Source organism: Flavobacterium sp. HJJ (assembly GCF_015351475.1).
Classification (GTDB): domain Bacteria; phylum Bacteroidota; class Bacteroidia; order Flavobacteriales; family Flavobacteriaceae; genus Flavobacterium; species Flavobacterium marginilacus.
Genome location: NZ_JADKPR010000029.1, coordinates 51110 through 63618 on the forward strand (window position 1 = coordinate 51110; position 12509 = coordinate 63618).

The 12509-nt window shown below is 33.7% G+C and carries 8 protein-coding genes; 3 read left to right on the plus strand and 5 right to left on the minus strand.

Features of this window, described 5'->3' with window-relative positions:
* Position 1 precedes the first annotated feature (1 nt).
* Complete coding sequence (locus IRZ80_RS18330; RefSeq protein ID WP_194643376.1) at positions 2-2893, plus strand: alpha-amylase family glycosyl hydrolase; 2892 nt, start codon at positions 2-4, stop codon at positions 2891-2893.
* Between the two features lie 287 nt (positions 2894-3180).
* On the opposite strand, the gene IRZ80_RS18335 is transcribed toward IRZ80_RS18330, so the two are convergent.
* The 5 genes from IRZ80_RS18335 to IRZ80_RS18355 form a co-directional block, all read right to left on the minus strand.
* Positions 3181-3585, minus strand: a complete 405-nt coding sequence (locus IRZ80_RS18335; protein WP_194643378.1) for a secretion protein — start codon at positions 3583-3585, stop codon at positions 3181-3183.
* A gap of 236 nt (positions 3586-3821) precedes the next feature.
* Entirely contained in the window at positions 3822-5132 is a 1311-nt protein-coding gene (locus IRZ80_RS18340) for a TolC family protein (protein WP_194643380.1), read from the minus strand.
* Positions 5125-7554 (minus strand): ABC transporter permease, encoded by a 2430-nt coding sequence (locus IRZ80_RS18345; RefSeq protein ID WP_194643382.1) that lies wholly within the window; start codon positions 7552-7554, stop codon positions 5125-5127. Before IRZ80_RS18345 ends, IRZ80_RS18340 begins: the two co-directional genes overlap by 8 nt.
* 103 nt (positions 7555-7657) lie before the next feature.
* Positions 7658-8359, minus strand: coding sequence for an ABC transporter ATP-binding protein (locus IRZ80_RS18350; RefSeq protein ID WP_194643384.1), 702 nt, complete (start codon positions 8357-8359; stop codon positions 7658-7660).
* A gap of 266 nt (positions 8360-8625) precedes the next feature.
* Positions 8626-9864, minus strand: coding sequence for an efflux RND transporter periplasmic adaptor subunit (locus tag IRZ80_RS18355; protein ID WP_194643386.1), 1239 nt, complete (start codon positions 9862-9864; stop codon positions 8626-8628).
* Positions 9865-10006: 142 nt separating this feature from the next.
* Here IRZ80_RS18355 and IRZ80_RS18360 point away from each other — a divergent pair, with 142 nt between their 5' ends.
* Both IRZ80_RS18360 and IRZ80_RS18365 read left to right on the plus strand, forming a co-directional pair.
* Positions 10007-11356: a sigma-54-dependent transcriptional regulator gene (locus IRZ80_RS18360; protein WP_194643388.1), complete on the plus strand. Its 1350-nt coding sequence runs from the start codon at positions 10007-10009 to the stop codon at positions 11354-11356.
* The coding region (locus IRZ80_RS18365; protein WP_194643390.1) for a sensor histidine kinase at positions 11356-12509 on the plus strand (1154 nt) is incomplete at its 3' end. The genes IRZ80_RS18360 and IRZ80_RS18365, both read left to right, overlap by 1 nt.

Sequence of the window (12509 nt, forward strand, 5' to 3'; positions counted from 1 at the left end):
TATGAAAAAACTTATACTCTTATTATTGTTTTTTTCATCTTTTGTGGGCATAGCTCAGCAGCAGACCGTTACTTATTCCATAAGTCCGGCTTCATTCGATGAAACAGCTTCTATCACAATCACTATTAATGGAAACAGCATCAACGAGAGCACTTGGGGAGTAACCGGAAATGCGCTTTACATGTGGGCCTGGGCTTTTGATATTGACGATACAACTCAAAAAGGCACTCCTCTTAATGGCTCTTGGGATTCTTCAAATGAGGCAAGTAAATTCACCTATAATGCAGGTAATGATACTTATACAAAAACTTTTGTCCCAACTACCTATTATAACACAACTAATATTGGTAAAATTGGTTTTCTAATAAAAGCTAAAGACGGAACGGGAGACAAAAAATCGCAGGATATCCTTGCCGAAGTAGGCTCTTTCCAAGTTACCCTAACTTCACCATCACAAAACAGTACTACTATTTTGGCATCGGGCGGAAGTCTGTCAATTACTGCAAGTAATACTAATGGTGCTGCAAATTACAACCTAAAATCTAACGGAACCAGTATCAATACAGCTTCAGCTGTTTCAAATTATTCATATACCCACAGCAGTATTACTCAAAATCAAAACTATGAACTGGAAGTAACACAAGGTACCACAACAATTACCAAAAAATTCAGTGTAATCATAAATCCAAATACAGTTTCAGAAACAATCCCTGTTGGTTTGTCCGAAGGAATAAACTACAACCCAACTGATGCTACAAAAGCTACTTTAGTTTTAGAAGCGCCGCTAAAAGATTTTGTATATGTTGCTGGAAGTTTTAATAATTGGCAGCCTGGTAATTCATATGCCATGAAAAAAGACGCAACAGCCGGCTCCACAAAATTTTGGCTGGAATTAACAGGTTTGGTATCTGGGACAAATTACACTTACCAGTATTGGGTGGGAGAATCAACTCCTATTGCTAATTCTCCGGCTCTTGTAAAAACTGCCGATCCTTATTCTACGTTAGTATTATCTCCTTATGATGATTCAGGAATTCCTGCTGTAAACTATCCCAATATACCTGCATATCCTGCTGGACAGGATAAAGAGGTAACTGTTTTACAAACTGGACAAACACCTTACGCATGGAGTAGTTTCACGACTAATTTTGTAAAACCAGAAAAAGATAAACTGGTAGTATCCGAAGTGTTAGTAAGAGATTTTGATGCCAATAGAAATTATCAGAATATAATTGACCGTATTGATTATTTCAAAAATTTAAAAATAAATGCCATCGAATTAATGCCCGTCATGGAATTTGAAGGCAATGAAAGCTGGGGTTACAATACCTCATTTCATATGGCACTGGATAAATTTTACGGTACTTCTGCAAAACTGAAAGAACTAATAGACCTATGCCATAAAAACGGCATTGCAGTTATTCTAGATGTGGCTTTAAACCATGCCTTTGGCAGAAATCCAATGGTAAGAATGTGGATGAATGATCCTGATGGTGACGGTTATGGCTCCCCAACGGCTGAAAATCCTTATTTCAATACCGTTGCAAAACACAGTTATAGTGTAGGTGAAGACTTTAATCATTCATCGGCATTAACAAAAAACTATGTAAAAAGAGTCATCAAGCAATGGATACAAGAATACAAAATTGATGGTTTCCGCTGGGATTTAACCAAAGGTTTTACACAAAACTGCACGGCTTCTGATGAAAGCTGCACCAACAGTTACCAACAAGACAGGGTAGATATCTTAAAAGAATATGCCGACTATTCATGGTCATTGGATCCAACTCACTATACAATTTTTGAACATTTAGGCTCTGATACCGAAGAAAAAGAATGGGCTAATTACCGTTTTACCGAAACTCCAAGTAAAGGTGTAATGATGTGGGGAAAAATGACTGATAATTACAATCAATTATCAATGGGATACAATTCAAGTAATGATATTTCAAGAATGTATGGACCAAACCACAGCGGTTTTCTAGGAAACAGAGTTATGGGCTATGCCGAAAGTCATGACGAAGAACGTTTAATGTATAAAAATATTCAATACGGAAATACAGCCAATGCTGCTCACAATGTAAAAACACTTAGTGTCGCTTTATCAAGAATGTCGGCCATAGGAGCCGTCACTTTATTAATACCTGGTCCGAAAATGATATGGCATTTTGGTGAATTGGGCTGGGACACGTCAATTTATACCTGTACCGACGGAACCTTAAATGACAATTCATCAACAATTGCAGGAGATTGTAAATTATCTACCAAACCACAGCCTCAATGGACTAACAATTGGCTGAGTGATAATTCCAGAAATAAAATCTATTATGATTGGGCAAGAATGATTGCATTAAAAACAACCGAGCCGGTTTTTTCAGGTACAGCTACAGTTCCATCAGCTACAACATTAACGCCAAACATTAAAATAACAAACAGTTCATTAGCAAGCTCGACCCTTAAAGATGTTCTTATAATTGCGAACTTTGATGTAACTGCCAAAAATGTAGCAACAGGATTTCAATATACTGGATCATGGTTCAATTTAATGGACAATTCCCCATACACTGTCACTGACGTTAATGCCACTATTAGCCTCCAGCCTGGTGAGTTTAGGATTTACGGAAATAAATCAACTGTCTTAGCAACAACTGATTTTGAAATCATGAAAGATATTTTCATTTCACCAAATCCAGCTTCAAATTACTTTTCATTAAATACTGATACTGCCAAAATCCAAATCTTTTCAATAACTGGACAATTAATAAAAACGTTCAGCAAACCACACACTAAAGAATACCTATACAATATAAACGAATTAAATAATGGTTTATATTTTATTAAAGTTTACAACGAAGCCAATCAAATAAAAGTAATTAAACTTATAAAGCAATAATTAATTTAACATAAAATCGGCCGTCAAATTAAGTTTTGATGGCTTTTTTTATAAAAATCAGGCAAATAATCTGCATACTCTAAGGTTGGGCTGTCCATTATATTCCCTATTATCAAAAACTAAGATAGAAAGCGTTGTTTTTCTAAAACGGGGCATGTCATTTTCATTTCTCCTGTAAATCATCCAATACAGCATTTCATGTTTAAACCAGAAATATTCAAACAAAAAAAACAGCCCAAAAAGAGCTGCTTTTCTCAAAATCCTAACTATCCTTAACCACAATCTAATTAATTAGCCTCAGCCACATTTTGATTTTTGATCTTCAAATCACCTTTATACACTTCAGTAAGTGATTTTCTAGACAATGTAGTAGTCTTATCCGCAACCACAATCTCGTGCACCACTTTCTTTAGATTAGTTTCTACTTCCAAGAAGTAAACTCCTTCTGGAAATTCCTCAAGATTATACGCCCTTGCAATTCCTTCTTTTCCCGTTACCAGTTCATTATAAATTATGTTATGAGACTGATCATAGATTGTCACATTGGCTTTTTTAATCTCATTTACCGAAAAACTAATTTCTTTTCCCTCACCCTTTTTCACATTAAGCAAAAAATCATCGTTGATTGCGTATGTATTAATACCAGTCATTGTCACTAATACTACCAGACTTAATTTTAAAATCGTTTTCATAATACTGCGTTTTAAATTAGTAATTATTTTATACTGCTAAAGTAGCATCATAATTCCATCCAAAACACAACTGTATTTTCTGATACTTATGCTATTTTAACATTACGAAAACGATATATGGAAGCCTATGATAATACAGCAAAGGTTTGAGTTAAAATACCATAGGCTTTAATAAGTATAAAGCAGATAATTTGCTGACAATTACCACAACGAATCCAGTACAAAAATCATCAGTTTTAATTCTGCAGACTATTGTATTTCAGCAGATTTATTTTTAATCCAATATACTGCAGCTGAAGTCCATTTTTGAGCACATCATATTCAGCTGACAATAATTGATTTTTAACCGAAGAATACAAAATTGCTTCCACTTTTCCATTAGTAAATTTGGCCTGCGTCGTGGTTAGAGATGCTCTGGCATATTTTTGCTTTTCATCCAGCTTCTTCTGGAACTCAAGGTAATTGTTCCTGTTTTGTTCTTCAATAGCAACTTGTTTTTCTAACTCCTGTTTTTCCTGTTCTATGAGCTGTTTTGATTTTTCGCTTTCAATTTTTGAAGCATCTATTTTTTTGTTGTTCCTAAATCCGTTAAAAATAGGAACATTTATCTGGATTCCCACTTGCTGGTTTGTATTGTCATCTAATTGATTTCTGAAACTATCGGTATTTCCAGCGGGCCGATTTAAAACAGTATAATAAAAAGTCGAATATCCGTAGTAAGCAGACACTATCGGTAAATTATTAGCTCTTTCAGCATTTATCGATTTTAAACTGTTTTGATACTTAAGTTCGGCTCGTTTTATTTTAGGGCTGTATTGTATATTTTCAGTTTTGCCGGGTATGTTTTCATTCAAAACATTTTCTAATACAACATCTGTAGTTACAATGTCTGTAGCATTCATCAATTGGAATAATTGCAGTTTTTTGATTCCATATAATTGTTCCGATTCCAGATTTCTATTTTCCTCTTCTGCAAAGCTCAGCTGCATATCATACAGATCACTTTGTGGTTTGCTCCCAATAGCAACTTCTTTTGTTACTCTTTCTAGGTTAAAAACCGCCTGCTTGAACTGTTCTTTCTGAATTTTTATTAATTCCTGAGCATAAAGTGTCTGATAAAAACTTTCTAAAATCTGCAGTTTGTATTCGTTTTCAATCACGTCTTTATCAGCTTTGGCGAGTTCAATATTGATTTTATCTTTTTTGGCATTGGCGAAAGCGCTAAAATCAATCAAATTTGTTCGTGCATTCAGATAGAAATTATCATTCTGAATATTGGAACTTACTCTCCCATTTGATGCAGGATCTATAGTTGAACCGAAATTATAACTTTGTTCTCCAGATAAACTAACAAAGGGCAGCATTCGATTCAAAACAGAATTCTGAGATTTCTGAGTTCTTTTTATTTCCAGCTGTCTGATTTTGATTTCGATATTATTCTGCAAAGCGACCTCCATGCATTTAGTAAGCGACCAGGAATTTTCCTGGCCATTTACTAAAGCAAAAAATAAAAAAAAGATAATCGTTACAATTAGGCTCTTATTCATATTTTAGGTATTTCAAAACATCCATCCTAGTTGCCTGATATGCTCTCGAAAGCACTACCAAAAGGGTTAAAAACAGCAAGCCTACAAATCCAATTAAAAATGGATAAATAGAAATTTCAATTCTATAAGAAAAATTTTCCAGCCATTTATTGAGCAGGTAATACGCTGGAAACAAAGTTATTAAAAATCCGATTACACTGAAAATGATGTATTGCTTTGAAAGTTCTTTAAGCAAAACATCCGTTTCGACACCCAATGTTTTTCGAATGGCAATTTCTTTCATTCGTCTTTCGATAGAATAGGAAGCTAAAGCGAATAATCCGAAAAGGGCAATACCAATTACGATGACATTCAATAAAGAAAAAAGATTTTTCTGTTTTACATACGCTTTATAAGTTCTCATATAGCTTTTATCAATAAAATCATATTTAAAAGGATAATCGGAATCGACATTTTTGATCCAGAACTTTTCAATATCGGCAATAGTCTGTTCAGTGTTTTCAGCTTTTAATTTCACATAAATGTCACTTATATTTCCAATCATCCAACTCACTGTTTTGAAATGAAAAAAAACCATTGGCGGTACTTTTCCCTGCGGACTATAGAGACTAAAATCTTTTACAACGCCTACAATTTTGAACTTATGATCATTCCAGTCAACAGTTTTGCCAATTGGATTTTTCTCGTTCATAATCTTTAAAGCAGCTTCATTGATCATCATCGAATTAATAGTATCGGAAGCAATTTTTGGATTAAAATAACGCCCCTGAGCCATTTCGATTTTCATCATTTCGAGCATTCCAAAATCAACTGCCATGTTTTGACCTTGAATACTGATGCCTTTATAAGAAAAACCCGAAGAGGAGTCGTTACCACCACCAAATCGGAATGCTCCAGTTGCGACTTGTTCTACTCCATTTATTATTGAAATTTCATTTTTAATGGTTGTATAGCGATTAAATGTTTTTTTTTCATAGTCTTTTGTATTAAAATCCTTTTGAGATACTGAATAATCAATATCCAAAACCTGCTCTCCCGAAAAACCAAGGTTTTTATTAGCCAGATAACGCACCTGCTCATACACAATATAAGAACCAACAATAAAGAAAGAGGCAATGGCAAACTGCAGAATCAGCATTCCGTTTCGAAGCCACACTCCGCTTTTATTTCTTCCAAAATTTCCTTTCAGCACTTTTAAAGTTTCAAAATTGGATACATAGATGGCCGGAAATACACCAGCAAAAATTACTGTAATTATAAAAATCAATATAATTTGTCCGTAAAACTGGTTTCCATAAATGATCAACTCTTTGTCCAAAAACTCATTATAATACGGCAAAGACAACTCAACAATAGTTAATGCTAATAAAATAGAAATTAGAACCGTAATAATTGTTTCAAATAAAAACTGCCTGATTATATCCGATTTTGAAGCTCCAACTATTTTTCGGACACCTACTTCTTTGGCTCGGCGGATAGCATTTGCTGTTGCCAGATTGATATAATTTACAATTGATAAAATCAAAATCAAAACTGACAATCCTGACATTATCAATAAAAATTGATAGTTGCCCTTTCCCTCGGGTGAACCCTGTCCCTGGCTATGCAATCTTGAAACAGAAAGCGGCTCTAATATAAAATTAAAATGCCCATATTTTGATTCGAACTCTTTTGGGCTGATTCCTTCGGATTTTGCATCTTTAATTATTTTATTCTGATAATAAATAGCATTTAACTTTTTAGAAAGCTCGGCTGTCTTAGAGGCATCTTTTAATTTTATATACCAGCCGTTATTAAAGTGTCCCCAAGAGTCTTTATCGCGATCTAATCTTTCTTTCATATTACTTACGACCGCATCTGGAGCAATAGATGAATTTCCAGTAATTTTATATATTGCTGTAACCGTTAGAATTTTATCTTCATATTGAATTTGTTTTCCTATAGGATTTTCAGTTCCAAAAAATAATGCTGCCGTTTCCTGTTTCATCGCAATACTATTTTCGTTCTGCAATGTCGTTTTTGGATTTCCCTGCACAAATTCAAAAGGAAAAAAATCAAAGAAATTATTTTGTGCATTAAATAATTTTTTAATAATTATTTTTTTGCCATTGTATTTATAGAGAGGTGATTCGTACCAGTTTTCACAGTACATCATTTTCTCAATATTGGGATCGTCTTTTAGAAATGGATTGAACGTAACTGGTGCATTTGACCAGATCCTATCCTCTCCTATGTCTGTCAAAACCTGAAAGACATTATCCTTCTCAGGATTCCAATCGTTGTAACTCTGCTCGTCATTCCAATAAAGGGTTGCGAAAATCAATCCAGCAATTCCGATTGATAATCCCAGAACATTCAAAGCTGTAAAAAGCTTGTTATTTTTAAGATGATAGATAAATATGTTTGTCCAGTTTTTTAACATGTGATTTTGATTTTTTGATTTGATTGATGCTTTAACAAACTATCTCATTCAATAGTACAATTAAGGCGGTAAGGATTGTGACAATGATTTTTAGTATCATTTTTTATACTTTAAAAACATCAACATTTCTATGATTAAGTTTTTCCGAAAGTACTATTCCGTCTTTCATCAAAATTGTTTTCTGCGAAAATGATGCATCATAATCCGAGTGGGTTACCATTAGGATTGTTGCACCATTGGCATGCAGATCTGTTAATAACTCCATTACTTCGTTTCCGTTTTTACTATCCAGATTTCCTGTAGGCTCATCGGCAAGAATAATTTTCGGATCATTGATTAAAGCCCTTGCAACCGCCACACGCTGTTGCTGTCCTCCAGAAAGCTGTTGCGGATAATGTTTCAATCGATGCGAAATATTCAGTTTTTCGGCAATTGCTTCTACTTTTTGTTTTCTTTCTGATGAAGGAACTTTGTTGTAAATCAGAGGCAATTCGATATTGTCATACACTGATAATTCATCTATTAGATTGAAATTCTGGAAAATAAAACCAATATTTTCCTTTCTGACTTTCGATTTAGCTTTCTCTTTCAGCCCGATCATTTCCTGATTCAGCAATTGGTAACTGTCTCCCGAAGCACTGTCCAGTAACCCGATAATATTTAATAATGTGGATTTTCCACTTCCCGAAGGTCCCATAATAGAAACAAAATCACCTTGATTAATGGTTAATGAAACTTCGCTTAATGCTTTGGTTTCAATTTCTTCTGTTCTAAAAATTTTCGAAAGGTTTTTGATTTTAATCATGATTATTGTTCGTTTTTTGATTGATGTTCTTTTATATATTATTTATAGCAGTTTTATTCTTTTAAACACATAGAGACATAGATTAAAATAGAAAATAAAAGATGCTTTGCTTAAGATAGTTTTCATAGTGCTATGTGTAAAAATGTATTTTCTTAAACAATCTAATTCACTTTATTTAATTCTATCTTTCTATGTGGTTCACCTTTTCATCTTTGCCTTGATTCTTTATTCTATTTTCTTGATTCTTTATTCTTTGCTCTTGACTCTTATTCTAAATTCAAAACTTCTGCTAATTTATAGTCTTTATAAGAGGAGGTTATTACTTTTTCGCCTGCTTTCAATCCGCCTAAGACTTCGTAATATAATGGATTTTCACGGCCCAATTTGATTTCTCTTCTTTCGGCTTTATTTCCGTTTACGACAAATATCCATTTCCCACTTGTTTCTTCATTAAAACTGCCTTTTGAAAGCACTGTAGTTTTTGTTTTTTCGGATAAATTTAATTTTACGCCAAAACTCAAACCTTGTTTCAAATCCATTTTATCTTTAGAGACAAAATCCAATTCCACCTGAAATCTTCCGTTTTTCACCTCAGGAATCACTTTTGTTATTTGAACTTCTATGGCTTTATTTTCAAAATCAACAGTCCCTTTTTGTTTTTCCGAAATTCTGTCTAAATAGAACTCATCGATATCAGCCACTAATTTATAGCCTTTTTGATCGTCAATAAAACCAATGCTTGTGTTTTGTGCATAGGTTTTTCCCAGTATCGGTTCAAATGACGAAAGCCTGCCGGAAATTGGCGCTGTTACCAAAAAATTCTTTTTATTGGTTCTCAGAATTCCGAGGCTTTTATTCATGATGCCAATCGATTGATTAAGCTGTCCAATCTGAATTCGATTTGCCTGCTTTTCCTTGCTCACACTTTGTTTGATGATATTCATCCGTTCTTTCTGAAAGCGATAATTTTCTTTTGTCTTTTCCCATTCGCTTTTAGCGAGAATCTCCTGTTCAAAAAGATTTTTATTGGTGTCCAATAAATTTTTCGCATCCAGATAATCATGTTCTATCGCGATCAGATCCTTGCCTAAATTCAACTCCTGATTTCTTAAATCCAATTTGGCTTTCTCCAGATTATTTATCTGTTCAATAATAGCCGTTTCCTGTTGCATGTATGCCAATTCTGCATTCGGATTGTATAATCTAGCCAGCGATTGCCCTTTGGTAACCATATCGCCATTCTCGACAAATATTTCCTGTACCGCACCGCCTTCAATAATATTAACGAGCATGGAATTTACAGGAACCGCTTTGGCCTGAAAAGACATAAAATCTTCAAAGAAATTATCTTCAACCGTTTTAATCGTAATTTCTTCCTTTTTTACATTCAAGCTTCTTTTTTTGGTAGCCGATGCAAAAGCGATATAACCCAGAATCAAGATAATGGGCAATGCGGTTATTAGATACTTTTTTTTGTTATTTTTACTTTTAATTATGGTGTCCATTTTTGCTTATTTATTGTATATAAGGCGATTATCGTGCCAAAAAAATAAAAATTTACAAAAGGCTTATTTTTAAGGTTTTATTTTTAAATAGAAATTTCAAGCTGTCCATTATTGGACAACTTTTGTCCGCAACCGAACAATAATGAAAAAAACAAATGCATCCATTTTAATCATAGACGACCAGGAAGACATTCTTTTTGCCTCCAAAATGTTTCTAAAAAAGCATTTTGAAAACATTTTTACACTAAATAATCCAAAATTGGTGGTCGAATTATTGGCAAAAAATACTATAGATGTCGTTTTATTAGACATGAATTACCGGATAGGTTTTGAAGATGGAAAGGAAGGATTGTATTTGCTGAAGGAAATAAAAACGCTTTCGCCAAAAACAGTTGTTATTTTGATGACTGCTTTTGGTAAAGTGGAAACGGCTGTTGAAGGTCTAAAAGCGGGCGCTTTTGATTATATTTTAAAGCCTTGGGAGAATGAAAAATTACTCAGTGTTGTAAAACAGGCAGTCGATATAAGCCGAAAAGAACAGAAAAAATCAAATCCTGCCGAACCAATTGATAGTTTTTTCATTGGCCATTCGGATGTGATAAAGAAAGCTTATTCATTAGCTGATAAAGTAGCCAAAACGGATGCGAATGTTCTCATTCTGGGCGAAAATGGTACAGGAAAATTTGTTTTGGCTTATCATATTTTCAATCAATCCGAGCGGAAAAATGCACCTTTTATCCATGTCGATTTAGGTTCTTTAAATTCCAATATCTTCGAAAGCGAATTATTTGGCTATGCTAAAGGTGCTTTCACTGATGCTAAAGCAGATACTCCAGGACGTTTTGAAATGGCTCAGAACGGAACTATTTTTTTAGACGAAATAGGAAATGTTCCGTTGCATCTGCAATCCAAACTTTTGCAGATAATACAAACCAAAACCGTTACCAGATTAGGAGAATCGAAACCCAGACCTCTGAATGTCCGTATTATTACAGCGACAAATCTGAATTTAAAACAGGAAGTTGCCGATAAAAACTTTAGAGAAGACTTATACTATCGCATCAACACAATGGAAATAGTATTGCCTCCTTTACGGGAACGCAACGAAGATAAAGTGCCATTAGCCGAATATCTTTTGCAAAAAATGATTACTAAGTACGAGCGTGACGAAATTATCTTTGATAAAAAAGTGATTGAACAAATAGAAAAACACGCGTGGAATGGTAATATCCGCGAAATGGAAAACCGAATTGAGCGTGCTGTGATTCTCTGTGAGAACAATCATATTACAGTTTCAGATCTGGATTTGGAACAGATAACGGTTTACGAAGAGAATCCAGAAGACATCCAGCTTTCAGCAATCGAAAAAGCAACTGTCGAAAGAGCACTTCTTAAAAACAATAACAATATCAGCAAAACAGCTGATGAATTGGGACTTTCCAGAGGTGCGTTATATAGACGTTTAGAAAAATATAATATCAACACTAACTGATGCATCAGTCTTTCAAAATATACAACCAGATTTTTATTCGATTGATTATTATTCTTTTGGGGACAGGTTTTGCAATTTTTATTTTTCTAAACCGCTTGATTTTTACTTCATTATTCATATTTTTTATCGATATCATGCTTATTGTAGAAATGCATTTTTATGTCAAAAATGTGTTTTCCATTTATGACAAAACAATTAGCTCAATCCTGCAGAATGATTTTACAGCCGATTATTCAAAACACAGGTCATATAACATCTATCCCGATTTATTTCATTTGTATGAAAATTTAAAAACCAAGGAGAAAGAACGAGTTTCAAAAGATATTGTTTATCGTTCGATTCTAAACAATATTGAAAGCGGAATTATTATTCTACAGAAAAAAGAAAATGATTGGGATATCTTTTTAATGAATAATTATTTCTCCAGACATTTTAATGTGCCGAAAGTTTCAAAATGGAAATACCTGAAAAACCAGTTGCCTTCATTATGTGCAATAATTGAAGAACAGAATTTCCAGGAAATAAAAACAGCATTAGAAATCCGTGTGAATCAGCAGGATAATCAGACTTTTGCCTTGCAGACCTCCAGAAGCGAGATTTACAATCAGGATTATTTTATTGTTTTACTGGATTCAATTCAGAATGTAATTGAGAAAAAAGAAAAAGAAGCATGGATAAATTTGATGAAAGTGATTTCTCATGAACTTCTGAATTCAATCACTCCAATTCGATCACTTTCTCAGAATTTACAAGATTTGGTACAGCAGGAAATCATTTCGGAAGATGATTTGGATGATATGAAAAATAGTGTTGCCACAATGCTGAGACGAAGCGATCATTTACAGCAATTTGTAGAAAGCTATCGAAAACTGGCTATGCTGCCTTCACCAAAAAAGAAAAAAGTAAGCCTGCAGCAATTGATTGAAAACAGTTTCCAGATTATGAATCCTTTATTCAAAAAGGAACAAATTGAAGTTATAAATACAGTTTCTTTTAATCATTGGCTCCAGATAGATGCACAGCAGATAGAACAGGTTTTGATTAATCTTTTTACAAATTGCATTTTTGCGCTGAAAGAAATTTCAAAAAAAGAGATTACAATTTCGGCAGAAGTCAAAGAAAAAAGAACCTTCATTCAAATTTCAGATAATGC

Excerpts from the sequence above, each read along its gene's own strand:
- IRZ80_RS18330 (WP_194643376.1), top strand. The coding sequence starts at position 2 with ATGAAAAAACTTATACTCTTATTATTGTTTTTTTCATCTTTTGTGGGC.
- IRZ80_RS18335 (WP_194643378.1), bottom strand. The coding sequence starts at position 3,585 with ATGAAAACGATTTTAAAATTAAGTCTGGTAGTATTAGTGACAATGACT.
- IRZ80_RS18340 (WP_194643380.1), bottom strand. The coding sequence starts at position 5,132 with ATGAATAAGAGCCTAATTGTAACGATTATCTTTTTTTTATTTTTTGCT.
- IRZ80_RS18345 (WP_194643382.1), bottom strand. The coding sequence starts at position 7,554 with ATGTTAAAAAACTGGACAAACATATTTATCTATCATCTTAAAAATAAC.
- IRZ80_RS18350 (WP_194643384.1), bottom strand. The coding sequence starts at position 8,359 with ATGATTAAAATCAAAAACCTTTCGAAAATTTTTAGAACAGAAGAAATT.
- IRZ80_RS18355 (WP_194643386.1), bottom strand. The coding sequence starts at position 9,864 with ATGGACACCATAATTAAAAGTAAAAATAACAAAAAAAAGTATCTAATA.
- IRZ80_RS18360 (WP_194643388.1), top strand. The coding sequence starts at position 10,007 with ATGAAAAAAACAAATGCATCCATTTTAATCATAGACGACCAGGAAGAC.